The 23,560-nt window shown below is 71.3% G+C and carries 21 protein-coding genes and 4 pseudogenes; 16 read left to right on the forward strand and 9 right to left on the reverse strand.

The genetic code is table 11. The annotated features are described in order from the left end of the window. The first annotated feature begins 192 nt into the window (after nucleotides 1-192). The 3 genes from D0Z67_RS25365 to D0Z67_RS25375 all read left to right on the forward strand — a co-directional run bounded on the left by D0Z67_RS25365 (nucleotide 193) and on the right by D0Z67_RS25375 (nucleotide 3,438). Nucleotides 193-1,887, forward strand: coding sequence for an FAD-dependent oxidoreductase (locus D0Z67_RS25365; protein WP_199812182.1), 1,695 nt, complete (start codon nucleotides 193-195; stop codon nucleotides 1,885-1,887). A 286-nt stretch (nucleotides 1,888-2,173) separates the two neighbouring features. Next, nucleotides 2,174-2,959 (forward strand): SDR family oxidoreductase, encoded by a 786-nt coding sequence (locus tag D0Z67_RS25370; protein WP_031181449.1) that lies wholly within the window; start codon nucleotides 2,174-2,176, stop codon nucleotides 2,957-2,959. 53 nt (nucleotides 2,960-3,012) lie between these two features. Next, a complete protein-coding gene (locus D0Z67_RS25375; protein ID WP_031181448.1) occupies nucleotides 3,013-3,438 on the forward strand; it encodes an SRPBCC family protein in 426 nt (141 codons plus the stop codon). 39 nt (nucleotides 3,439-3,477) lie between these two features. Here D0Z67_RS25375 and D0Z67_RS25380 read toward each other — a convergent pair. The 3 genes and pseudogenes from D0Z67_RS25380 to D0Z67_RS25390 form a co-directional block, all read right to left on the reverse strand. Next, nucleotides 3,478-4,146: pseudogene (locus D0Z67_RS25380) on the reverse strand (Type 1 glutamine amidotransferase-like domain-containing protein). A 77-nt stretch (nucleotides 4,147-4,223) separates the two neighbouring features. Next, a complete protein-coding gene (locus D0Z67_RS25385; RefSeq protein ID WP_031181447.1) occupies nucleotides 4,224-4,598 on the reverse strand; it encodes a VOC family protein in 375 nt (124 codons plus the stop codon). A 55-nt stretch (nucleotides 4,599-4,653) separates the two neighbouring features. Then, nucleotides 4,654-4,941, reverse strand: a complete 288-nt coding sequence (locus D0Z67_RS25390) for a DUF4190 domain-containing protein (protein WP_031181446.1) — start codon at nucleotides 4,939-4,941, stop codon at nucleotides 4,654-4,656. A 386-nt stretch (nucleotides 4,942-5,327) separates the two neighbouring features. On the opposite strand from D0Z67_RS25390, the gene D0Z67_RS25395 reads away from it, so the two are divergent. Next, entirely contained in the window at nucleotides 5,328-7,031 is a 1,704-nt protein-coding gene (locus D0Z67_RS25395; protein WP_031181445.1) for a RecQ family ATP-dependent DNA helicase, read from the forward strand. Nucleotides 7,032-7,142: 111 nt separating this feature from the next. On the opposite strand, the gene D0Z67_RS25400 is transcribed toward D0Z67_RS25395, so the two are convergent. Next, nucleotides 7,143-7,706, reverse strand: coding sequence for a phosphatase PAP2 family protein (locus tag D0Z67_RS25400; protein ID WP_234312769.1), 564 nt, complete (start codon nucleotides 7,704-7,706; stop codon nucleotides 7,143-7,145). Then, nucleotides 7,699-9,069, reverse strand: coding sequence for a diacylglycerol/lipid kinase family protein (locus tag D0Z67_RS25405; protein WP_051887718.1), 1,371 nt, complete (start codon nucleotides 9,067-9,069; stop codon nucleotides 7,699-7,701). The genes D0Z67_RS25400 and D0Z67_RS25405 overlap by 8 nt, the downstream gene beginning before the upstream one ends. Before the next feature lie 137 nt (nucleotides 9,070-9,206). Here D0Z67_RS25405 and D0Z67_RS25410 point away from each other — a divergent pair. Then, a pseudogene (locus D0Z67_RS25410) lies at nucleotides 9,207-9,608 on the forward strand (DUF3291 domain-containing protein); the annotation flags it as partial. On the opposite strand, the pseudogene D0Z67_RS25415 reads toward D0Z67_RS25410, so the two are convergent. Then, nucleotides 9,593-9,853, reverse strand: a pseudogene (locus D0Z67_RS25415) (MBL fold metallo-hydrolase); the annotation flags it as partial. The pseudogenes D0Z67_RS25410 and D0Z67_RS25415 overlap by 16 nt on opposite strands. A 224-nt stretch (nucleotides 9,854-10,077) precedes the next feature. Here D0Z67_RS25415 and D0Z67_RS25420 point away from each other — a divergent pair. The 5 genes from D0Z67_RS25420 to D0Z67_RS25445 all read left to right on the forward strand — a co-directional run bounded on the left by D0Z67_RS25420 (nucleotide 10,078) and on the right by D0Z67_RS25445 (nucleotide 15,186). Further along, a complete protein-coding gene (locus tag D0Z67_RS25420) occupies nucleotides 10,078-10,503 on the forward strand; it encodes a GntR family transcriptional regulator (RefSeq protein WP_031181441.1) in 426 nt (141 codons plus the stop codon). Beyond that, a complete protein-coding gene (locus D0Z67_RS25425) occupies nucleotides 10,478-11,383 on the forward strand; it encodes an ABC transporter ATP-binding protein (RefSeq protein ID WP_031181440.1) in 906 nt (301 codons plus the stop codon). The genes D0Z67_RS25420 and D0Z67_RS25425 overlap by 26 nt, the downstream gene beginning before the upstream one ends. Beyond that, nucleotides 11,380-12,285 carry a hypothetical protein gene (locus D0Z67_RS25430; RefSeq protein ID WP_031181439.1) on the forward strand — a complete coding sequence of 302 codons (906 nt, stop codon included), beginning with the start codon at nucleotides 11,380-11,382 and terminating at the stop codon, nucleotides 12,283-12,285. The genes D0Z67_RS25425 and D0Z67_RS25430 overlap by 4 nt, the downstream gene beginning before the upstream one ends. Before the next feature lie 104 nt (nucleotides 12,286-12,389). Continuing rightward, entirely contained in the window at nucleotides 12,390-14,462 is a 2,073-nt protein-coding gene (locus tag D0Z67_RS25435; protein ID WP_051887714.1) for an ATP-binding SpoIIE family protein phosphatase, read from the forward strand. Between the two features lie 379 nt (nucleotides 14,463-14,841). Beyond that, nucleotides 14,842-15,186: a PRC-barrel domain containing protein gene (locus D0Z67_RS25445; protein WP_234312778.1), complete on the forward strand. Its 345-nt coding sequence runs from the start codon at nucleotides 14,842-14,844 to the stop codon at nucleotides 15,184-15,186. Here D0Z67_RS25445 and D0Z67_RS25450 read toward each other — a convergent pair. Further along, nucleotides 15,086-16,048, reverse strand: a pseudogene (locus D0Z67_RS25450) (ion transporter). The gene D0Z67_RS25445 and the pseudogene D0Z67_RS25450 overlap by 101 nt on opposite strands. A gap of 167 nt (nucleotides 16,049-16,215) precedes the next feature. Between D0Z67_RS25450 and D0Z67_RS25455 the strand changes: the two are divergent. The 3 genes from D0Z67_RS25455 to D0Z67_RS25465 are packed head-to-tail and all read left to right on the forward strand — an operon-like array spanning nucleotide 16,216 to nucleotide 17,791. After that, nucleotides 16,216-16,422 (forward strand): twin-arginine translocase TatA/TatE family subunit, encoded by a 207-nt coding sequence (locus D0Z67_RS25455; RefSeq protein ID WP_031181436.1) that lies wholly within the window; start codon nucleotides 16,216-16,218, stop codon nucleotides 16,420-16,422. A gap of 49 nt (nucleotides 16,423-16,471) precedes the next feature. After that, nucleotides 16,472-16,858, forward strand: coding sequence for a BlaI/MecI/CopY family transcriptional regulator (locus D0Z67_RS25460; RefSeq protein ID WP_031181435.1), 387 nt, complete (start codon nucleotides 16,472-16,474; stop codon nucleotides 16,856-16,858). 6 nt (nucleotides 16,859-16,864) lie between these two features. Next, nucleotides 16,865-17,791: a M56 family metallopeptidase gene (locus D0Z67_RS25465; RefSeq protein WP_031181434.1), complete on the forward strand. Its 927-nt coding sequence runs from the start codon at nucleotides 16,865-16,867 to the stop codon at nucleotides 17,789-17,791. Nucleotides 17,792-17,820: 29 nt separating this feature from the next. Here the strand turns inward: D0Z67_RS25465 and D0Z67_RS25470 are convergent, their stop codons facing one another. Both D0Z67_RS25470 and D0Z67_RS25475 read right to left on the reverse strand, forming a co-directional pair. Continuing rightward, nucleotides 17,821-18,276 carry a tellurite resistance TerB family protein gene (locus D0Z67_RS25470; RefSeq protein ID WP_031181433.1) on the reverse strand — a complete coding sequence of 152 codons (456 nt, stop codon included), beginning with the start codon at nucleotides 18,274-18,276 and terminating at the stop codon, nucleotides 17,821-17,823. A gap of 77 nt (nucleotides 18,277-18,353) precedes the next feature. Then, nucleotides 18,354-19,307, reverse strand: coding sequence for a sporulation protein (locus D0Z67_RS25475; protein ID WP_031181432.1), 954 nt, complete (start codon nucleotides 19,305-19,307; stop codon nucleotides 18,354-18,356). A 124-nt stretch (nucleotides 19,308-19,431) separates the two neighbouring features. On the opposite strand from D0Z67_RS25475, the gene D0Z67_RS25480 reads away from it, so the two are divergent. From D0Z67_RS25480 to D0Z67_RS25490, 3 genes are all read left to right on the forward strand, one after another. After that, nucleotides 19,432-19,782 carry a hypothetical protein gene (locus tag D0Z67_RS25480; protein ID WP_031181431.1) on the forward strand — a complete coding sequence of 117 codons (351 nt, stop codon included), beginning with the start codon at nucleotides 19,432-19,434 and terminating at the stop codon, nucleotides 19,780-19,782. Between the two features lie 163 nt (nucleotides 19,783-19,945). Continuing rightward, nucleotides 19,946-21,733 carry an FAD-binding dehydrogenase gene (locus D0Z67_RS25485; protein WP_031181430.1) on the forward strand — a complete coding sequence of 596 codons (1,788 nt, stop codon included), beginning with the start codon at nucleotides 19,946-19,948 and terminating at the stop codon, nucleotides 21,731-21,733. 268 nt (nucleotides 21,734-22,001) lie between these two features. Continuing rightward, complete coding sequence (locus D0Z67_RS25490) at nucleotides 22,002-23,399, forward strand: amino acid permease (protein WP_031181429.1); 1,398 nt, start codon at nucleotides 22,002-22,004, stop codon at nucleotides 23,397-23,399. The last annotated feature ends 161 nt before the right edge of the window (nucleotides 23,400-23,560 follow it).

A 23,560-nucleotide genomic window follows, 5' to 3' on the forward strand; every position in this document is an offset into this window, starting at 1 on the left:
GCGGCGGCCAGACCGAGTGCGGGTTCTCATGCTCTCCACGTATTCGATGTGGAATTCCCTTACGGCGGCGATCGCGAGGGTTCGGTGCCTTCGGTTTCGCGCCCCGGATGCCGCTGCTCCCCGTGCGGGAGCACACTGGGAGCGTAGGGAGCCGGGGTACCGGTGCACCGACTTGCTCGGGAGATGGATGACATGACGAGCTACGACGGTTCTGTCCGGGTCGGCATGGACGAGGATGCCTTTCCGGTGCTTTCCGAGGAGCATGTGAGCCGGGTCCGTGAATACGGAAGCGCCGACACATTGGAGCGCGGGCAGATCCTCTACAGTCGCGGAACGACGGGTTTTGATTTCTTCCTGATTCTGGACGGAGTGATCGACATCCTCCAGGAGGGAAACCCCGGTGATTCCGTCGAAGACCGGACCGTCACCGTGCTGTCCGCGGCGCAGTTCACCGGTGAGCTGTCCCTGCTGCACCGGCAGAAATCACTCGTGCAGGCGGTGGCACGTGAGGATTGCGTCGTAATTCGCCTGCGGCCGGCCCAGTTGCGGACATTGATAGCGAACGAGCCTGACATCGCACAGATCGTCCTTCAGGCATTCATGCAACGGCGGCTGCGATACGTGCACATGGGCCTTGGGACCGTCCTTCTCGCGGGTCCTCCCGAATCGGGCGACATGCTGAGGATCCGCGGTTTCCTGGATCGCAGCAACTACCCTGTGCGCCAGATCGACCCCGGTGAGCCCGAGGCGGCCGGAGTGCTGCGGGACTACGGCGTGAAGTCCGATGCCCGCTGGCCGGTCGTCATCTGCCGCCCAGGTACGTACATGCAGAATCCGGAGATCTCCGAGGTGGCGGAATGCCTGGGGCTCAGGGAGGACATCGGCGATCTGGGGACGGTGGATGTGGCCGTGGTGGGCGCCGGGCCGTCGGGCCTCGCCGCCGCGGTGTACGCGGCGTCCGAGGGGCTGAGCACGGTCGTCGTCGAGGCCACGGCCCCGGGAGGGCAGGCTGGAACGTCGTCGATGATCGAGAACTACCTCGGGTTCCCGCTCGGGATCAGCGGACGCGATCTGGCGACACGCGCGCAGGTGCAGGCGATGAAGTTCGGGGCGCGCATCGCCCTTCCCTACACCGTGGAGAGGCTGGACTGTTCCGGAAGTCCTCTGACCCTGCGGATGGGCGACGGGGAGACACTGTCCGCCCGTACGGTGATCGTCGCCACCGGCGCCCACTACCGGCGTCTCGACCTGCCGGAACTGCCGCGGTTCGAGGGCAACGGCGTTCATTACGCCGCGACGGCCCTGGAAGGCGCGTGCTGTCAGGGCGAGGAGGTGTTCGTGGTGGGCGGCGCCAACTCGGCGGGGCAGGCCGCGGTGTTCCTTTCTCAGGTGGCGGATCACGTACGCATGCTGGTCCGCGGGGCTGCGCTTTCGAACTCGATGTCGCAATACCTGTCCAGACGCATAGACGCGGCGGCCAGAATTTCTGTGCACACGAGGAGCGAGGTCGTCGAGCTCCAGGGAAAGGGGCACTTGCAGGAAGTGCGCTGGAAGGACAACTCCACGGGTGAGTCGCGGGTCACGCCCAGTTCCAACGCCTTCCTGATGCTCGGGGCCGTACCGAACACGTCATGGCTGACGGACTGCCTGGAGACGGACGAAAAGGGATTCATTCGCGTGGGCCACGACGTCTCCGACACCTCGGCCTTTCCCCCGGACGGCCGGCCCATGGAATTGGAATCGAGCGTCCCCGGCGTGTTCGCTGTCGGTGATGTCCGCTCGGGGTCGGTCAAACGAGTTGCTTCTTCGGTGGGTGAGGGCTCGATCGTGGTGGCGGCCGTCCATCGTGCGCTGGCGTCACAGAGGAAGGCGAGATCCACCGCATAGCCCGAACCGAAGCCGTCCCGGAGAGCGCAGGACAAGGTGTCACCGGTCGTGACCCCATGGACAGGCGTGCTCAGTTCCTGTCAACTCAGCCGGAAGCGACCTGACTTGCCCGGTCATCCGTCCGCAGGTGCGCAATCCGCTTCTGAAGTATCTTTGAGGCGGCGCCGGAAAGACGCGCCCAGGTGCCGGATGATCCGGCAGGCGTGGACGCTCCGGACCATTTCCCGGCCCGAAGTCACGCGTTCCGTGCGCCGCACAGTCTCTCCTGCGTGCCGGAAGGGGTCCCATGAATACTCGACCCGCCATGCCCGACCAGTCCTTGAACGGCCGGATAGCGGTCGTCACCGGAGCTTCCAGCGGAATCGGCCAGGCGACTGCCGAACGTCTGGCGGCAATGGGCGCTCACGTCGCGGTCCTCGCACGCCGTGCCGACCGGCTCGGCAGTCTCGTCGACCGCATCGAGAAGGAGGGCGGCCGCGCGCTGGCGATCACGGTGGACGTGACCGACGCCGCCGCCGTCCAGTCGGCCGCGGACCGCGTGGCCGAGGACCTCGGCGACGCCGACCTGCTCGTCAACAACGCGGGTGTCATGCTTCCCGCTCCCATCGAGGAGCGTGCGGCCGACCAGTGGCAGCAGCAGGTCGACCTCAACATCACCGGGCTGATGAACGTCATCGGCGCCTTCACGCCCCAGCTCGTCAGGGCGGCCCAGGAGCGAGGCGTCGCCGATCTCGTCAACATGTCCTCGATCGCCGCCCAGAACATCTTCCCGAACTTCGCGGTGTACTCGGGCACCAAGGCGTTCGTCACCCACCTGTCCCGGCACCTGCGCGTCGAGCTGGGGCCGAAGAACGTACGCGTGTCCGCGCTCGAACCCGGGATCGTCGGGACCGAGCTGCAGAGCCACGTGACCGACGAAGGCACGTTGCAGTGGCTCGCCGACTCCAAGGAGAGCGGCATGGAGTGGCTCACCCCCGAGGACATCGCCGACGTCGTCGGATTCCTGGCCGCTCTTCCCCCGCGCGTCAACCTCCAGCAGGTCACCATCATGCCCACCGCACAGCCGAGCTGAACCGCCCGTCACGGCCCGCGAGTACCGACGAGGGAACGATCTGGAGGAACACCATGGCATCGACGTCAGTGAGCCGGCACGTGCCGGCTTCCCCCGACCGCGTGTGGCGGCTGATCGGCGGGTTCGGGTCCCTTCCCGACTGGCTGCCCTACATCCCCGAGAGCACCTTCGCCGAGGGTGGCCGGGTGCGGCGGCTGAAGAACCCGGACGGCGACGTCATCGTCGAGCGCCTCGTGGAGTTCGACGACATCGAGCGGTTCTACAGCTACACCATCCTGCAGGCACCCTTCCCCGTCGTCGACTACCTCTCGACCTTGCGGGTGCACGCGGTGACCGGAGACGGCGACGTCGCCGAGGTCCAGTGGTCCGGACGCTTCGTGCCCGAGGGAGCCGGTGACGACGAAGTCGTGGCGCTCTTCACGGACATCTACCGCGAGGGGCTCGACGCCCTGCACGAGGCCCTCGAACAGCAGCGCTGAGGAGAGACGGTCTTCGGCGGCGGAGAAGAACGCTCATGGTCACGGGTGGAAGCGCCACCGGCCCTCCGAGACGACGTCCACCTTGTCGCCACGCACGCGGAGTGCCGTGTCGTCGTCGATGAAGTGGATCGGGAAGTCCGCCCGCGCGACGATGCGATCGGCCCAGGCGTCGTCGCGTTCCGGGAAGTCCGGTGAGTACAGATGGGGCTTCAGGTACGAGTCGACGAGGCCGAAGGGCGGGGTCACGGTGGTCGCGCCGAGCCTACGGAGGTCCGCCGAGTCTCCGAGGACGTCGGCGGAGTGCGTGGTGAGATGCCGGCTGTGGATCATCGATCCGGCGCTCAGTCCCACGTAGACCCGGTCCGCCAGTGCATCCCGGATGCCGTCGGCCAGGCCGTTGCCGGTGATGCTGCGGGCCAGGTGGTAGTGGTTGCCGCCGCCGACGTAGATGACGTCGGCGCGCTCCAGCCGGTCGAGCACCAGCCGCGGCGGCAGGCCGTTCAGCTCCAGGATGTCGGCCTCCCGCCAGCCGAGGCCGTGCACGCGGGTCATGTCGGCGAGGAGTCACCCGTGGTCCCCGGACTCGGCCATGGACGCCGTGGGGACGTACACGACGTTCGCCGACCCGAAGGGCTTGCCCAGCATGTCCCGCAGGGCGTCCTTCAGGGTCTCGTTGCGCAGGCCGGCCGAGGTCAGCAGAAGATCCATCGGCCGAGCCAATCACGCACGCCGGGTGCGGGCAACGCCCTTTGCCGGTCGCGGCGGGGCCGAGTCGTGCGCGGGGCTCAGGCGCCGGGGAGGAAGAGGCAGAAGAGGTGGCCGTGGGGGTCGCGCAGCACGCGGACGTCGTCCTGCGGCTGGTGCTCCTCGACCGTCGCGCCCAGGGCGCGGGCGCGCTCCGTCTCGGCGGCGAGGTCGTCGACCTGGATGTCCAGGTGGGCCTGCATCTGCTGGTCGCCGGGGCCGGACGGCCAGGCCGGCGGGCGGTGCTCCTTCTCCAACTGGAAGCTGAGACCGGGGCGTTCACGCTCCGGAGACCTGAGCCGGACCCAGTCCGGCTCCCGGTCGACCTCGTCCCAGCCCAGAAGGGCGCGATAGAAATCGGCCAGCGCGGGCGGATCGGGGGTGCCGAGTACAAAGGCCGCGAGCAGTGTCGTCATGGTTCATCACTGCCCGCAGCCCATTTCCGTACGCCTCCGGAATTCCCTTGCGGCGTCAGCTTCCGACGTACCAGTGGAATCCGCCGTTGTTCGCCGCCACGATCATGAGAATCGCGAAGATCACGAGGTCGACGATACCGAGAACGACGGCGGCCTTCGCCATGCCATGGCCGCCCTTGGCGCCGGACTGCCGGTTGGCGACCATGCCGAAGATGATCGCCAGGGGGCCGAGAACGACATTGAGGAAGAAGAAGCCGACGATGCCGCACACCAGGCCCGCGATGGCGAGACCATTGGTCCGCGAACCGGATCGAGTGGCCGGCTGGCCACCGTAACTCGCCATGAGAACTCCCGTTCCGTGAAAGCAGGAATGCCGGTACGTCGAATGAACGCCCAGTCGCCTTTTGTGCCTGGACTTCATGTGCCCGGGGGTTCTTGCGGCATTCCATGGAAAAGCGGGGATTAAGCGGAACCTCGCATTCACTGCTTCCGTACCGGTACCGGCACCTCGATCGCGACGGGCTCCACCGCCGCCCGTCGCCGAGGGAGGTGGGCGGGAGGTGTCCGACGGGCCTGGGCGAGCGGTGGTGGAGCCTTGGCGTGTCCCACCGGGCTGAGGCCAATTCCTGAGCCGGCGGGGCGCTACTCCCGCCTCTCCGGGGTACCGGGTGCTCACCCAGGCGCCGATTCCGGTGGTCTGAGCAAGGCCCGGAATGCAGGGAGAGCATGATGACTACCGCCCAGGCGAAGCGGCTGCGGAAGAGCGCGTCGGACGTGTTCGGGTGGGAGGAGTTGCGACCCGAGCAACTCGTGGCGATGGAAGCGGTGATGGAACGGCGGGACACGCTGGTCGTGATGCCCACCGGGGCCGGGAAGTCGGCCGTCTACCAGGTGCCGGGGCTGCTGCTGCCGGGGCCGACCGTCGTGGTGTCGCCGCTCGTCGCCCTCCAACGGGATCAGGTCCGGGGCCTGTTGAGCCGCGAGGGCGCGGAGGCGGCGGCCGTGAACTCGTCCCAGAGCGGCAGCGAGAACGCGGCGGTCTGGGACCGGATCAGCGAGGGTGACGTCGACTTCCTCTTCCTGGCGCCCGAGCAGCTCGCCAAGGACGAGGTGGTCGACCAGCTCCTGGCCGCCCAGCCCGCGCTGTTCGTCGTCGACGAGGCCCAGTGCGTGTCGTCGTGGGGGCACGACTTCCGCCCCGACTACCTGCGGCTCGGCCAGGTCATCGACCGGCTCGGCCGCCCTCCCGTACTGGCCCTGACCGCGAGCGCCGCCGCACCCGTACGGGCCGACATCGTCAGCCAGTTGGGCATGCGCGACGTGCACGAGGTCGTCACGGGGTTCGACCGGCCCAACATCCACCTGGAGGTCATCCCGTTCCGGGAGGCCGGGGCCAAGAAGCGTGCCGTGGTCGAGCGCGCCGCCGCGGAGGCCAAGCCCGGCCTCGTATACGCCGGTACGCGCCGGGAGGCGGAGGAGTACGCGGAGGAGCTGAGCCTGCTCGGGCTGGACGCGGCCGCGTACCACGCGGGGCTGCCCGCGCGGGAGCGGGGCGATGTGCACGACCGGTTCATGGCGGGGGAGCTGGACGTGGTCGTGGCGACCTCGGCCTTCGGGATGGGCATCGACAAGCCGGACGTCCGCTTCGTGCTGCACGCCTCCGTGCCCGGCTCCCTGGACGCCTACTACCAGGAGATCGGCCGCGCCGGACGCGACGGCGAGGCGTCCCGCGCGATACTCATGTACCGGCCCCAGGACCTCGGCATGCAGCGCTTCTTCGCGGCCGGGCGCCCCGACCCGGACACCGTCACCCAGGTGGTGAGCACCCTGGAGGAGCACGACGGGCCCGTCCCGCCCACCGAGCTGCGCGACGAGACCCACCTGACGGCGAGCCGCCTGACGGCCGTCGTCAACCTCCTGGAGCAGGTCGACGCCGTCCACACCACCGAGGACGGCGAACTGGAGGCCACCGGCAAGGCCGGCCCGGCCGAGGCCGCCCAGGCGGCGATCGAACTCGGCGACGCCCACCAGCAGTTGGAGCGCTCCCGCGTCGACATGATGCGGGGCTACGCGGAGGCCACCGGCTGCCGGCGGCGGTTCCTGCTCGGCTACTTCGGCCAGGGCGGCCAGGACGAGTCCTGCGGCTCCTGCGACCGGTGCGAGGCGGCCGAACTGGCGGAGGACGGCGGTGCGGAGGGCGGGCCCGCCGTGCTGGCCGGTACGGGCGGTCCGATTCCCGAGCCCGCGACTCCGGCACCCGCCGGGTACGAGCACGCCTTCCCGCCCGGCACCCTCGTACGGCACGAGCAGTGGGGGCAGGGGTCGGTCATGAGCGAGGAGAACGAGCGGCTCACGGTGCTGTTCGAGACGGTGGGTTATCGCACGCTGTCCCTTGAGGTCATCAACAGGAACCAGCTGCTGACTGTGTGCTGAGTGTGTGGGGCGAGCACGTGTGGGCTCCCCACATGTGCTTTGCCCACACGTCCTGCCCGGACGTGTGGCCTCCCCACATATGGGACCCGCACATGTGGCCCACCCCGCCCCTCAGCCCAGCCTCCGCACCACGCCGAGCGACACCGCGGCCGCCGCGAACCCCAGCACCGCGCCCGCCGCCACATCCCCCGGATAGTGCACCCCGGTGTGCACACGGGAGTACCCCACGGCGACCGCCAGCGAGCCCAGGGGAAAGGCGGCCGGGGGCAACACGACACCCACGGCGGTCGCGAAGGCCGTGGCCGAGGCCGTGTGGCCGGACGGGAACGACGCCGACTCGGGCATCGGCACATGCCGCGCCACCGCCACCTGCGCGTCCTCCCGGTCGGGCCGGTGCCGGCGCACCATCCGCTTGCCGAACAGGTTCGCCGCCGCCGACGCGAGCCCGACCGAGACGACCCCGGCCAGCGCCGCACGGCGCGGCCGCCGGCCAGGCAGCAGGGCGAGCCCCGCCGCGACGCCGAACGAGATCTTCGAGTGGTCCGCCGCGTGCGACAGCAGCCGCAGCGCCCGGTCCAGCGCGGGCGTCGGCGTGGCGGCGACGGCGGCGTACAGGGCGCCGTCGACCGCGCGCAGGTCGCGGAGGACGGCGGGGACGGTGTTGCGGTCAGGCACGTTTATCTCCTGGTGCTGTGTGCTCCGCCGGGGCGGTGCGATCGGCGGGACCGAACGCGAGGTCCAGCAGCTTCCGCCAGTCGATGGGCGGCGCGGGCGTCGGCACGCCGGGGCGGTCGCGCGGCAGCAGCACCCGCAGCGCGCCCGGCCGTACCGAGCAGGTGACCGGAGTACGCAGCCACAGCGCCTCCCCGTCCACCGCCACCGGGATCTGCTCCTCACCGGCCGTCACCTCGACCCGGTGCGCGGTCGTCACGGTGAGCCCCGGCGCCTGCGTCCCCCGTACGGCCAGCTCCGCCGCCTGGGCCGCGTTCTCCACCCTGATCGAGATCACGCCCAGCTCGCCGGTGTCCAGCCGGGGCCGGCGCCCACCGCCGCTCAGTTCGTCCGGGGAGACGTACGGGTTGTTGCTGATCAGGAGCGCCTGCTGCTCGGCGAGGCGGTTGCCGTCCACGTTCGCGTCGACCCGCCGTACGTTCTCCTGGGCCAGCAGGTCCGGCATCAGGTTCAGGGCGGTGCCGGTCTTGTTGTCGCGGTACTCGGGGCTCTGCACGATGTCCGCGTACACCCCGAAGGACACCGTGTTGACGAAGGGGCGGCCGGAGACGTCGCCGAGGTCGACACGGACCTCCTCGCCGTCGGTCAGGGCGTCGAGGCAGCGGGCCGGGTCGGCCCGGTCGAGGCCGAGGTCCATGGCGAAGTGGTTGCGGGTGCCCGCGGAGATCACCAGGAACGGCAGATGGTGCTCGGCGGCGACCGCCGCGACCAGCGCCTGGGTGCCGTCGCCGCCCGCCACGCCCAGCAGATCCGCACCCTTGGCCACGGCCTCCTCGGCCAGCTCGGTCACGTCGGCCGGGGCGGAGGGGTCCAGCAGGATCACCCGCGCGCCCAGGTCCTCCGCCCGCTTCACCAGGTCGAAGCGGCCGACCTTGCCCCCACCGGACTTCGGATTCATGATCAGCACCGGTCGCTTCGGCCGACGCGCCCGGGCGGGCCGCTGGACCCGGTGCGGGCGCGCCTTGCGCAGCGCCTGGCGGCCGGTGAGGGCCGCCACCGCCCAGCACACGGCGGAGATCAGCGCGACCAGCCACAGGCCGCTCCGCGTGATGAACACCAGGAAACCGACCGGCGCGGCGACGGCCACGAGTGCGCCGAGCAGCCGCACCACGCCCCGCCGGGCCACGAACCACCACAGGCCGGCGGCGAAGAGCACCACCCCGATCAACGCCGCCAGGGCCACGAACAGCCCGCCCCCGCCGACCGCGAGCAGCAGCACCACCGCGGCACCGATCGCCGCCACCACGGCGCACCGCGCGAGCAGCCGGGCGACCAGCCCCGACCGCGCCCTTCGTGCCCCGCCCATGACGTCCTCCTGGTCGATCTCGCTCCGCCCCGCCCCACCAGCCTGACGCAGGGCCCCGCCCGGAGGGTGTTCCGGTCGGCTATATGGGCCCAAGGGTCATCCGAAGGTCGCCATATGTGGTGAGCGTATGCGTTGCCGCGGACTGGGGCGCGTGGGGCGAGTTCGCCGTACCGGCCCGGTACGACAAGGGCCGTACGGCCCAGACGACCGCCCTCGCCACGACCCTCTCCCTCTGGACCGGCCTGCGCCCCGCCTTCGACGCCGTCTGCACCGGCCTGCACCGCGGGGCGCTGGACAGGCGTGACGACTGGTTCGAGAGGACAGTGCACCCCAACTACGTGTTCTGGTGGCTCCCTGAGGGCGTGACGCCCGCCTGGCAGGACGGCGTCTCCCGACTGGAACACCTCCACGCCCACGGCCCCGCCCCACACGCCTTCACCTATCCCCATGCGTTCGCCCCGGACGGGGCTCCGCTCACGGTGTCACAGTGGCGAAGTCCGGGTCCGGAGCACCGAGGTAGCCGACGGTCCCCGCGATGACGGCGGTACGGCGCGAGGACCGCCGCCGCCGTCTCCGTACTGATGAGGGGATCGATCACCAGCACCCCGCTGTCGCCCTCGACGATCGTCATGTTGGACAGGTCGAAGCCCCGGACCTGGTAGATCCCCTCGGTCACCGCGAAGAGGCCGTGCAGGGCCGCCAGCCGGCTCTGGCGCCACAGGCTGGGGTTGGCCGTGGGCGGGCAGTCCGCGTCGAGGAACCCGTACGCCGCCAGATCCCACACCTCGCCGTCGTCGCCGCACACCTCTGCGGCGCTGCTCCCGGCCATGGGGCGACTCCCGCGGGGTGACATCCGGTCCCGCCCACCCTTCCCCAAGGCCCCGCGTCGAGCGAGCGCACCCACCCGTTCAGGGCACCGGTGCTCCGCCGCGAGGACGGCGCTTGACGTTCCCCGAACCTCCAATGCATCATTCCACTAGTTCATTGGTTCAAAGCGGGGGTTCACTCGTGGCGTTCGCCTTCCGGATCGACCGGTCCAGCGGGGTACCCAGCTACGTCCAGATCGTCCAGCAGGTCCAACAGGCCCTCCGCTTGGGCCAGTTGGAGCACGGTGACCGTCTGCCGACCGCCCGCGCGGTCGTGGAGGCGACCGCGCTCAACCCCAACACCGTGCTCAAGGCGTACCGCGAGCTGGAGTCCCAGGGCCTGGTCGAGACCCGGCGCAGGCACGGGACGTTCGTCACCGGCACGCTCGGCGCCTCCGCCGGCGACTCGCCCTGGCGGGCGGAGCTGGCGGACGTGGCCGCGCGGGCCCGTACGGCAGGGCTGGAGCGCGAGGACCTCGCCGCGCTGTTCACCGCCGTGCTCGAAGACCTCTACTCGTCAACGCGACTAACGAAGGAACCCGATGCCGTTCCCCACCAGCAGTCCTGAAGCGGCGCTCGCCGCGGACGGCGTCACCAGGAGATACCGGCGCAGCGGTCCGGACGCGCTCGGCGGCTGCACCTTCGCCGTCCCCGCCGGGGTCGTCTGCGCGCTCGTCGGACCGAACGGCGCGGGCAAGTCGACGCTGCTGGAGCTGGCGGCCGGCCTCGGGCGTCCCACCTCCGGCACCGTCGAGGTCTTCGGCGGGCCCGCCCGCGTCGGCAATCCGCGGGTCGCCTACCTGGCGCAGGACCGGCCGCTGTTCCCCCGGTTCACCGTCGCCGAGACGCTGCGCCTGGGCGCGCGGCTCAACGAGGGCCACTGGGACGCCGGGCTGGCGGAACGGTTCGCCGACCCCTCCCGGTTCGGCAAGGGCGACCGGATCGGCAGCCTGTCCGGCGGCGAGCGCACCCGTATCGCGCTGGCCCTCGCCCTCGGCAAGCGCGCCGACCTGCTGCTGCTCGACGAGCCGATGGCGGACCTCGACGTCCTCGCCCGCCAGGAACTGATGGGCCTGCTCATGGCGCATGTCGCCGACACCGGCGCCACGGTGGTCATGTCGTCGCACATCCTGTCCGAGCTGACCGACGTCTGCGACCACCTGCTGCTCCTCGACGCGGGTACGACCCGGCTGTGCGGCGACATGGACGAACTGACCGACGCCCACGCCGTGGTGGCCTTCGCGGGCGGCGCCGAGCGGCTCGCCGGTCACGCCGTCGTGGAGTCCCGCCCCGCCGGACGGGGCACCACCGCCCTGATCCGCCGCGCCGGGCCGCTCCCCGCCGACTGGGAGGTGCGGCCGCCCTCCGTGGAGGAGCTGGTGCTCGCGCACCTCACCGGTCCCTCCCTTCCCGCCTCGATACCGCCCCGCAAGGACACCGCCGCATGAGCGCCGCCATCGCCGCCGCCCCGACGTCTCCCCGCCCCGGCCGCGTCCGGCCCCTCGCCGGGATCGCCCTGCGCCAGTACTGGGTTCCCGGCGCGATCCTCCTGCTGCTGGCGCTGCGCATCGGCGTCCAGATCGTGTACCACTACTACGGCTGGGCCGACGCCGTCGCGCTGCGGAACCATGTGGGCAGCCAGGCGTACCACTTCGGGCGCTACACGGATGACGCCCACACCATGACCGCGAAACTCATGGATGACGGCGCCATGCTCGTCTTCCAGCCGGCCCTGTGCGCCGCGCTCCTCACCGGTGTGCTGACCGCACGTGAATGGGAGACCCGGCGTGTGGTCCTCGCGCTCACCCAGACGGTCACCCCCCGGCGCTGGTTCGGCGTCCGCTGGGCGACGCTCGCTGCGGTCTTCGTGGTGCTGACCGTCCCGCTGGTGGCCCTGTACCGGATGAGCGTCGGGCACGCCCTCGGCCTCGACCTGCTCACCTACGGCGCCGAGCGGCAGAACGCGTACTACACGATCGGCCCCGTCACCGTCGCGTACGTCCTCCTCGGCGTCGCGGCCGGCGCCCTGACCGGTACGTATCTGCGCCGCCTGTGGCCCACGCTCGTCGCCGCCCCGCTGCTGACCTGGCTGGTGGCCGCCGTGCTCGTCCGGTCCCGGGCGATGCTGCTGCTCGACCTCCCGGTCCTCGGCAAGGTGTCCGAGTTCCACTCCGGCGGCGTATTCGGCCTGATGTTCTACGACGCGCTGCCCCAGGACGCCCTGCTCACCAACGTCCTCGTCACCGGCGACTACTGGCCGTACCAGCTGGCCTCCAGCGCGCTGGTGCTGGTGGTGGCGGCCCTGCTGACCCTGGCGGCGTTCCGCGTCATCCGGCGCCGCACGGCCTGACCCGCAACCCCGCTCCGCCCCGGCGAACGTGATCGCCGGGGCGCGGCCATGCCCCCCGGAATGCGCCCCGTCGGCGTGTTGCGCATGCTGGTTGCGGAGGTGCCATGGAAGGCGACGCCCGACGCGAGCGGACCCTTGAGACCTGCCCCGAGGCCATGCGCGTGGCCTGCGAGGCGCTGGCGGCCTCGCCGCTGGCGATCCTCGTCCTCGACGACGACCTGCGGGTCACCGAGTGCAACGAGGCCGCGCACCACCTGCTGGCCGGCACCGATCCGGCCGGCAAGGTGATCACCGACGTACTCCCGCTGCGCGACCCCGAGACCGAGACGTCCGGCGCGCGCGATGTACGACATAGCGGTGTGGCCTCGCTGAACCGGCTGGTCCGCACTCACCCGACCCCTCGCCGCGGCCCCCGCACCCTCTGCCTCTCGCTCTTCCCGCTGCCGCCCGGCCAGGAGGGCTCCGGCCTCATCTGCACCATCGCGGACATCACCCCGGAGACGGCGGATACCGGTACCGACCCGCTGCGGCGGCTGGCGGCCATCCAGGGCGAGGTCGGGGAGACCCTCGACCACGACACCACCTGCGCCGAACTCGCCGACGCGCTCGTCCCCGGCGCCGCCGACACCGTCGTCATCGCCCTCGCCGAGCACATGACCCAGGGCGACCCCCCGCCGCTGACCCCTCACGATGCCGAGCCGCTGTGCCCGATCGCGTGCAGCGGGGCCCCCGAGGGCGGCCAGGTGTGGCCTCTCGACCAGCGCCCCTTCGCCCCGCTCCTCGCCGCCCACACCCCACGCGCCACCGACACCGAGGCCGACCCCGGCTGGCTGGACGCCGAACCCGCGCTGAAACGTCTGCTGCGCGCGGCCGGGGCGCATGCGCTGCTCGCGGCGCCCATCATGCGCGAGGGGACGGTACTCGGACTGCTGCTGCTCTACCGGGGTCAGACGCCGGGCCCCTTCTCCGACGAGGACATCGCCCTCGTCGAGAAGGTGTGCGGGTACACCGCGCGGTGCCTGGACCACGCCAGCCGCTTCCACCGCGAGCACACCATCGCACTGGCCATCCAGCACTCCCTGCTGCCGAGGCAGCCACCGACCGGGGCCGCGCTCGACATCGCCGACCTGCGGCTGCCCGGCGAGGAGAGCGGGGGCGGCTGGTTCGACGTGATGCCGCTGTCGGGTGCCCGCACCGGGCTCGCCGTCGGGCAGGTCACCGGGTTCGGCGTACGGACGGCCACCACGATGGGCGAGCTGCGGACGGCCGGACGTTCCCTCGCCACGCTCGACCTCCAGCCGGGGGAGCTGCTGGCGCGGCTGAGCCGGACGACCGCGACGCTGGCCCGCGACCGGAGTGCGGCCCAGCGGGAGTCCGGCCGCTTGCGTGCCGGGTGCACCTACGCGGAGTGGGACCCGCTGTCGTGCGAGGTCACGGTGGCGCGGGCGGGCGGGCCGGAGGTCCTGGTCGTGCGCCCCGACCGCACGATCGACACCGTCGGCACGCCCGAGGGGCCGTCGCTCGGCGGTCCGGCCGAGCCGATCCCGTCCGTCACCGTCGCCGTCCCGCCCGAGTCGCTGCTGATCCTGCACACCCCCGGACTCACCGACGACCCCGCCGAGGTGCCCGGCCTGCTGCGCCGGGCGCTGGAACGGGTTCCCGACTCCGACGGAGTGGACGCACGGGCCCTCTGCGACGAACTGTCCGCCCTGCTCACCTCCCACCCGCGCACGATCGAGGCGCAGGTGCTCGTCTGCCGGGTCATGGCCTTCCCCCGCGAACGCGTCGCCACCCTCGCGCTCCCCGACGGCCCCCAGGCGGCGGAGGCCGCGCGAGCCTGCTGCGAGCAACACCTGCGCGTTTGGGGGCTGGACGAGGAGGTCCGCTTCAACGGCCAGCTGATCGTCAGCGAGTTCGCCGGCAACGCCGTCCGCCACGGCACCCCGCCGGCCCGCCTCCGCCTCATCCTCGACCAGGCCCTCACCATCGAGGTCTCCGACACCGGCGGCAACGCACCGCTGCTGCGGCACGCGCAGGAAGGGGACGAGGGCGGGCGGGGGTTGTTCATCGTCTCCCAGCTCGCGGACCGGTGGGGGACGCGGTACGAGAGCGGGGGCGGGAAGACGATCTGGGCGGAGGTGGACCCGCCGGAGAAGCGGGACGGGGGAGAGGGGTGAGCGGCCAACTCGCCCATGTTGACGCGTACGTGGACGGCTCAGCTCAAGGGGAGGGCGTCGGTGTAGCCGTTCGTGGGGCGGTGTTTGCTCTCACTCGCGTATGTGACTTCTCCGGGCCGGTGTCCAGAGGGGTGCTGATGGGGGGGTGCGCTGGCGGGGGCGCTGGCCGGGGTGTGGCGGCTGGCTCGGGTCCTGTACCGCTTTGACGTGGAGCGTCGTAAGGGCCGTTGACGTCGCGGTACTCCGCAAGGGGGACCTCGGGTTTGTTCGCACCCAAGGCGGACACCCGCCCGTTACGCCCCTGGCGGGAGACCGGATGTGGACCGCATCCACCTCCTGGGGCTGGAGTATGGAGGTGTGGTCTGTGACTGCCGAGAACATGTGGAGCTATGGCCCGACCGCTGGCCACACGCCGGACGCTGATCTGAGCGGGTACAAGGTCGAGGCGCTCGACGGGCCCATCGGCAAGGTGGACAAGCACTCCAACGACGTGGGGGAGCAGTACATCGTCGTCGACACCGGTGTGTGGATCTTCGGCAAGGAGGTCCTGCTGCCGGCCGGGACGATCACCGGGATCGACCACGAGGAGCGCACGCTGCACGTGGCGCAGACCAAGGACCAGATCAAGGACGCGCCCGAGTTCGACAAGGACAAGCATCTGGGCGACCCGGCGTACCGGGACCAGATCGGCGGTCACTACGGCCAGTACGGTCCGGGGCACTGAGCGGAGGTTCCTCGGGTGCCGTCCCGGCCAGGCTTCGCTCCAGGTCGGTGAGGGCCTCGCGGGCCGTGGCGATGTGCTGGAGCAGGGCCCGGTGGTCCGGGGGAGCGGCCGCCGGGCCCCGCTCCAGTTCCCGGGCCTCCTCCAGCGAGGTCAGCACCACGCCGATCAGTACGTTGACCAGCACGAACGAGGCGAGCAGCACGTAGGACGCGTAGTACAGGAGACTCCAGCGGGAGATCTCCAGGCCAGCGTGGACCGCGTCCCCGATGCCGTCCAGGGTCATCAGCAGGAACAGGGTGAGGACCGCCCGGCCCACCGAGCCGAAGTGCCCGGGATCGTGGCGGGCGAAGAAGACCCAGCCGACCATCGCGTACAGATACAGCAACAGCGCCCCGACCAGCAGGAAACTCAGCGTGCCGGGCAGACTGCGGGCCACCGCGACCAGTGCGACGCGCAGTTGGGGCAGGAAGCGGGCCGTGCGCAGCACCCGGGCGAGGCGCAACAGCCGCAGCACGGTGGTGTTCTCGTGCACCAGCGGCAGGAACGTACTGAGGACGATCGCCAGGTCGAAGAGGTTCCACGGGTCGCGGAAGAACGCGCGCGGCCGGTCCGCCTACGCCACCAGCCGCAGCAGGATCTCCGCCGTGAAGGCCGCCACGTACATCTGCTCGGCCAGCCGTAACCACCCCTGCCACCCGGCCGCCAGCCCCGGATACGTCTCCGCGCCCAGCAGCGCCGCGTTCGCCAGGATCAGGCCGAACACGGCGAGCCCGAACCAGCGCGCCTCGGTGACGCCCCGGCACCACACCGCCGTCGCCAGCCGCACCGGAAACGGTCGGATCGAGGGGGTCCCGTCGGTCATGCTGCTCTGTTCCTCCGTGCGACGGCACGCTCCGCCCGGCCGTCCGGGCGGACGGTCGGATACGGAACGATCATGTTCTGCAGGAGACTTCTACAGCAATGTAGATAATGATGGGGAGCGGGGCCGCCCGGTCCCGGCCACCGCCCCGCTGGGAGGAACCGCATCCGATGTTCGGCCTGAGTGAAGTCGCCCTGCTCCTCATCGTGTTGATCGTCCTGCTCGGCGTACGCAAGCTGCCCGGCCTCGTCCGCTCGGCCGGCCAGGCCACCCGCATCTTCAAGAGCGAGTCCCGCGCCCTGCGCACCCAGGACGCACCGCCCGCCACCGGCCCCGTCGTCGAGGGCACCGTCCTGCCCCGCGAAGAACGGAACTGAGCCGCCCCCGCGGCGGTCTACGATCCACGCACGGCGGAAAGGAGTGGGCGTGAACGAGCAGCGGCGTACCCGGCGACGGGGCCAGGGCGAGTTGGAGGGGCTGGTGCTCTCCGCCCTGCGCGAGACCCGCGCGCCCGCGTCGGCCGGCTGGGTGCAGGACCACCTCGGCGGCGATCTCGCCTACACCACCGTCATCACCATCCTCACCCGCCTCCTCGCCAAGGGCGCCGTCACCCGCGAACGCGCCGGCCGCTCCTTCGTGTGGACCCCCGTCTCCGACCAGGCCGGCCTCGCCGCGCACCGCATGCGCAAGGTGCTCGACGGCGAGAGCGACCGCGAGGCGGTACTGTCCCGCTTCGTCACCTCCCTCGAACCGGACGACGAACGTCTCCTGCGGCACCTGCTGGGCGAGTGGGGCCCGGACGGAGAAGGCTGAGAGAACATGGGCGTGTTCGTCCTGCTGCCGCTGGTGCTCCCCCTGACGGCATGGCCGGTCGCCCGGCTGGCCGAACAGCGGCTGCACCCCCGCGCCGCGACCTGGCTGCTCACCGTCGCCGCCTGCGCGCTGGCCCTGTGCAGCACCCTCTGCCTGACCCTGCTCATGGTGGTCGGCACGGCCCAGCTCCCCGGCAACCCCCTGCCGGACGCCTGGTCGGACGACGAGGTGCGCGAGGCCGTCCCGTACGACGAGGCAGCCGGCGAACTCGCCATCCCGGCCCTGCTCGCCGTGCTCGCGGGCTGCTCACGCGTCCTCTGGCGGCATGTCCGGGTACGGCGGCGGGTCGGGCGGAGTCTCGCGGGCCTGCCCCGGCGTACGGTCGCCGTCCTGCCCGATCCGGAGCCCTACGCGTACGCCCTGCCGGGCCGGAGCCGGGGTCGGGTCGTGGTGTCCACCGGCCTGCTGACCCGGCTGGCCGCCCGGGAGCGGCGGGCGCTGTTCGCGCACGAGCGGGCGCATCTGGCGGGCGGCCACCACCGGTTCCTGCTGCTGGTCCAACTGGCCGCGCGGGCCAACCCGTTCCTGCGCCCACTGCGTACCGCCGTGTCGTACACCGTGGAGCGGTGGGCCGACGAGGAGGCGGCCGGGGTGGTGCGCGACCGGCAGACGGTGGCCCGTGCCATCGGCAAGGCGGCGCTGGTCTCGCGGCCGCACCCCGTCCTGGCCGGGTTCGCCGCCCCGGGACCCGTACCGCGCCGGGTGGCCGCGCTGTTGGGGCCCGCGCCCGCCGTGCACGTCTGGCCCTCGCTGTTCACGGCGGTGGGAGTGGCGGCGTGGACGGCGGCGGCCGGGACGATGATCTCGGCGCTGTCCTCGGCCAATTCGGCCGTGACGCTCTTCCTCGTGCTGAAGGCGGCCACCCCGCTGTAGAGGTGGCCGCCCCGAGTCTCAGCCGCGTCTCAGAGGTCGAACTCGTGCGGCGGCAGGTCGAGGGCGAAGCACGCCTCGCGGACCACGCCCTGCTCGTCCTTGTCGAAGTCGCCGTCCGCGCCGCCGATCACGATGCCGATCTGGATCACGGCACGCGCCTCGGCCGGCTTCTTCTTCGCCTTGGCGATCTCCTGGAGCACGCTGACCTTGCCGAAGTCGAAGTCGGCGGTCAGCTTGCCGAGGTTGTCCTCGAACCGGCGCTGCAGATCCATCGCGTCGAAGTTCTGCAACACCTCGTTGCTGGCGATGAGTTGGGCGACCCGGCGCCGCTCGGAGGGGTCCACAGTGCCGTCGGCGGCCGCCACCAGCGCACACATCGCCATCGACGCGTCACGGAAGGCGCCGCTCTTGAGGTCGTTCTTCCGTGCCACCAGCTGCGTCTGCATGGTGGCGGCGGAATCCTTGATGCGGTCCCACAGGGCCATGAGTACTCCAGATCTCGAAACGGAAGGAGCCGCGCCGCTGCCCGGCCCCCAAGTGTCCCTCGTAGTAGGGGGGTTCCTCAGTCCTCCACCGCGTCGTCTTCTTCGTCGTCCTCGAAGAAGTCGCCCACCTCGTCGACGACTTCGGCCGCGACCATGCCGCCGACCACGCCGACGGCCAGCCCGGCCGCGCCCGCCGCGACGGCGGTGCCCATGCCCATGCCGGGCCGGGACTCGTGGTGCGGCTCGGCGTGCACCGGCGTCGAGCGGCTCTCCAGCAGCTGCCGGAACCAGCCGTCGACCAGTGCGTTCCAGTCCACCCCGGCCACGTCGTGGGACACGGTGAACCGGCCGAGCGCGTCATGCCCGCCGCCCAGGAAGCCGCCCCGCTTGTCGGCCTCCACCACGACCTCCATGCCGCCGGGATGGGCGAGGAAGGTCAACTCGAACTCGCTGGCCCCGTATGCGTATTGCGGAGCGGGAGTCAGCTCGATCTCCTGGTAGAAGGGGAGTTGCTGACCCGTACCGCCGATGCGGCCGTATTCCAGGTCTGCCGACCGGAAGCCGAAGCCCAGTTGACCCAGCGCCTCCAGGACGGCCTCCTGTACGGGCAGCGGGCGTACGGCCAGTGGGTCCAGGTCGCCCTTGTCCCGCGCCCCGGTGACCGCCAGTTCGGTCCGTACGCCCAGCACGATGCCGAGCGGCTGACCGTACAGCTCGGTGACGGGGGTCTCCCACGGCAGCGGCACGTCGAACCGCACCGTACGCTGTTCGCCCTCGCCGAGGCGGAACCCGCCGCCCACGGTGAACCGTTCGAAGACGACCGAGCCCTCGCTCTCGCCGTCCTCGTGCTCGGCCTCGACCCGGGCGACGAGTTCGAGCGTGATGTGGTCGACGTCGACGGCGGCCGTCCCGCCCGCGAGGCGGACCTCTCCCGACAGCGTGCCGCCGGGCGGCATGGCGCCGGGGTCCAGGACGGTGTCGACCGTGGGCCCTCCCACACCGAGCGAGCCGAGCAGCCTCTTGAACACCATGAGGCGTCCACTCCCTTTCCTGCTTCTACAAGTGTGTAGAAGCATAGGTGGCCTCCAGGGTCCGGTCCACCAACGAACGGGGGTGGTACTGACGTTCCACCAGCCCGGATGACACGATCACGGCATGCCCGAGACAAAGCCCGCCCCCTGCCGGATCGTGGTGTGCCGGGACTGCTGCTGCGGCACTCCCAAGGTGACCGGGATCAACCACGCCGCGCAGACAGCCCGGTTCGCCGCGAGCGCGCCCGTCCGGATCTCCGACTGCCTCGACGTGTGCGACCAGGCGAATGTGGTCGTCGTCCAGCCCTCCGCCGCCGGACGAGCGGCCGGGGGCCGCCCGGTCTGGCTCGGCCTCGTCAACGACCCCGACGCCACCGAGGACATCATCGGCTGGGTGCGGGCCGGCGGGCCGGGCCTCTCCCCGCCGCCCGACATCCTCGATCTGTACGCCATCGACCCGCCCCGCAGGCCGTAACTCGCCTATGTAACAACAGAGTTGGCTCACGACTCTGGTCGACCCGCACCCCCTGGGCTACCGTCGGTAACACCTGCCGACGGCGACCGTCAGGACCTCCTCCCTGCCTCGGCAGCCTTCACTCGTCACCCCGCACCGCCGGTATCCCCGACGAAAGGCAGCCATGGACCACCCCATCGCTCCCTCAGGAATCACCCGTCGCCGCGCCCTCACCGTCACCGGTGGGATGCTCGCCGGGACCGCGCTGGCCGCCCACGCCTTCCCGGCCTTCGCCGGGGAATCGCAGGACGCGGACGCGATCGTCGTCGGGCACGGCCTCGCGGGACTGGTCGCCACGGCCGAACTCGCCGCCGCCGGACGCAAGGTGCTGCTGCTGGACCAGGAGCCGGAAGCGAGTCTCGGCGGGCAGGCGTTCTGGTCGTTCGGCGGGCTGTTCTTCGTCAACTCCGAGGAACAGCGGCTGATGGGCGTCAAGGACACCCACGACCTCGCCTGGCAGGACTGGCTGGGCAGCGCCGGGTTCGACCGGGGCGTGGCCGACCCGGCGGGCCAGGACCACTGGGCGTACAAGTGGGCCGAGGCGTACGTCGACTTCGCGTCCGGGGAGAAGCGGTCCTGGCTCGCGGGGCTGGGCGTGCAGTGGTTCCCGATCGTCGGCTGGGCCGAGCGGGGCGGGGGCCTCGCGGACGGACACGGCAACTCGGTGCCGCGCTTCCACGTCACCTGGGGCACCGGTCCGGCCGTGGTCGAGCCGTTCGAGAAGAAGGTGCGGGCGGCGGTGGCGGCCGGGAAGGCCGCCTTCAGATTCCGGCACCGCGTCGACGGCATCGTCACCACGGGCGGCGCCGTCACCGGTGTACGCGGTGCCGTCCTCGAACCCAGCGGCGCGGCGCGCGGCAAGCCCAGCTCCCGAACCGTGATCGGCGAGTTCGAGCTGCGCGCGCCGGTCGTGGTCGTCACCTCCGGCGGCATCGGCGCCAACCACGACCTCGTACGCCAGAACTGGCCCGCGCGGCTCGGCACCCCGCCCAAGACCATGATCACCGGGGTGCCCGCGCACGTCGACGGGCGGATGCTCGCGATCACCGAGCGGGCGGGCGGCCGCATCGTCAACCCCGACCGGATGTGGCACTACACCGAGGGACTGCGCAACTACGACCCGATCTGGCCGGACCATGGCATCCGCATCCTGCCCGGACCGTCCTCCATGTGGTTCGACGCCACAGGCAAGCGCTTCGGCACCCCGGACATCCCCGGATACGACACCCTGCACACCCTCGGCTCGATCACCGCGTCCGGCCACGACTACTCATGGTTCGTGACCACACAGAAGATCATCGCCAAGGAGTTCGCGCTCTCCGGCTCGGAGCAGAACCCGGACCTCACCAACAAGAACGTCTGGCAGCTGCTCTCCCGGATCTGGCAGACGCCCGAGCCGATCGAGAAGTTCAAGAAGAACGGCGTCGACTTCGTGGTCGCCACCACACTGTCCGAGCTGGTGGCCGGGATGAACAAGCTTACCGGCGACAACCTGATCGACCTCGCCCGGCTGAAGGCGCAGATCGAGGCCCGCGACCGGGAGATGGACAACCCGTACACCAAGGACGCCCAGGTCATGGGCATCCGCAACGCCCTCTCCTACATCGGGGACTCGCTCAGCCGGACCGCACCCGCACACCGGATACTCGACCCGTCGGCCGGCCCGCTGATCGCCGTACGGCTCAACGTGCTCACCCGCAAGACCCTCGGCGGACTCCAGACCGACCTCTCCGGGCGCGTGCTGAACGCCTCCGGCGAACCGGTGCCGGGGCTGTACGCGGCCGGGGAGGTCGCGGGCTTCGGCGGCGGGGGAGTGCACGGCTACCGCTCGCTGGAAGGCACCTTCCTCGGCGGCTGCCTCTTCTCCGGACGGCAGGCGGGCCGGGCGGCGGCCGCGGCGACGGCTACCTGAGTGCGGCCCCGGGGCCGGTGGCGGGGGTACCGGAACGGGTGAACATCTGTCGGTGTCAAGGCCCGGTAAGCGCGGTTTTTGCGTGATCGCGGTGGCGGGACGGGACAAGAAGCGGTGATTTGGCGGCCACTCGGGGCATCCCCGACCATTGGGGCTGGCCCGGTGCCCCGGGAGGGCCGTTCACCTGGCCTTTTCCCGTGAGCCAGGTCACCGCCCGTCCCCCCTCTGTGCCGGTCACGGCCAGTTCCGCGAGAGGTAACCCCCACCCATGCAGGTCACCGGAACCGCTCCGCCGCCGGCTCCGGCGACGGACCCCCTCGGCGCCCCGGCCGAGGAACCGGGCACCGACGCGACCACGCACGCCCGCCGCTTCGGGCTGCCCGTCGCCACCGCCCTGGTCATGGGCAACATCATCGGCGGAGGCATCTTCCTGCTCCCCGCCTCCGTCGCCCCGTACGGCACGGTCAGCCTGGTCGCCCTCGGCGTCCTCACCGTCGGCGCCATCGCGCTCGCCCTGGTCTTCGGCCGCCTCGCCCAGCGCGACCCGCGCACCGGCGGCCCGTACGTCTACGCCCGCGAGGCGTTCGGCGACTTCGCCGGGTTCCTCGCGGCCTGGGCGTACTGGATCACCACCTGGGTCTCCAACGCCGCGCTCGCCGTCGCCGCCGTCGGCTACCTCGACGTACTGATCCCGGTCAGCCACCACCGCTGGACCGCGTGCCTCGCGGCGCTGGTCATCCAGTGGCTCCCGGCCCTCGCCAACTTCGCGGGCACCCGCTGGGTGGGCGCCGTGCAGCTCGTCTCCACGGTGCTGAAGTTCGTCCCGCTGCTGCTCGTGGCGGTCGGCGGGCTGTTCTTCTTCGACCCGGACAAGCTGGGCCCGTTCAACCCGGGCGGCGGGAGCCCGGTCGGCGCGATCTCCGCGTCCGCCGCGCTGCTGCTGTACTCCTACCTCGGGGTGGAGTCCGCCGCCGTCAGCGCGGGTGAGGTCCGTGACGCCCGCCGCAACGTCGGCCGGGCCACCGTGATCGGCACCGCCGGCGCCGCGCTCGTCTACCTGCTCGGCACGGTCTCCGTCTTCGGCACCGTCGCCCACAACAGCCTGGTCAAGTCGACCGCGCCCTTCTCCGACGCCGTGAACGCCATGTTCGGCGGCACCTGGGGCGGCTGGGCGGTGGCCCTGGCCGCGCTGGTCTCGATGACCGGCTGCCTCAACGGCTGGACCCTGCTCAGCGCGCAGACCCCGTACGCCGCCGCGCGCGACGGGCTCTTCCCGGCCGCCTTCACCCGGCGCCGGCGCGGGGTGCCGACCGTGGGCGTCGGGGTGACGGTCGTCCTCTCCTCGCTGCTCACCGTCTACAACTTCATGGCCGGTTCGGCGCACGTCTTCGAGGTCCTGGTGCTGGTCACCACCTTCACCGCGACCGTGCCGTACCTGCTGGCCACGGCCGCGCAGCTGCACCACCTCGCCTCCGGCCGCCGCGACGAGGTCGACGGCCGGCGGCTGGTGCGTGACGCGGTGATCGCCGCCGTCGCCGCGGGCTTCTCCATCTGGCTGGTCGCGGGCGCGGGCTACGCGGCGGTCTACCAGGGCGTCCTCTTCCTGTTCATCGGCATCCTCGTCTACGCCGTGATGGCCGGCCGACGGCGCCGCGTCGAAGCCTGATCCACCCGGAGCCCGGCGGCCTCTCCTGGAGACCGCCGGGCTCCGGCGTACCCGCCACCCCTTTCGGGAAACTCGCCGCGCTCACCGGGTGACCGGGGAAATGCCCCTTTGTGCCGACGCCCCGGCCTCCACCTGCCGTCATGTCTGGACAAACCATTGAC

The organism is Streptomyces seoulensis, from assembly GCF_004328625.1.
Classification (GTDB): domain Bacteria; phylum Actinomycetota; class Actinomycetes; order Streptomycetales; family Streptomycetaceae; genus Streptomyces; species Streptomyces seoulensis.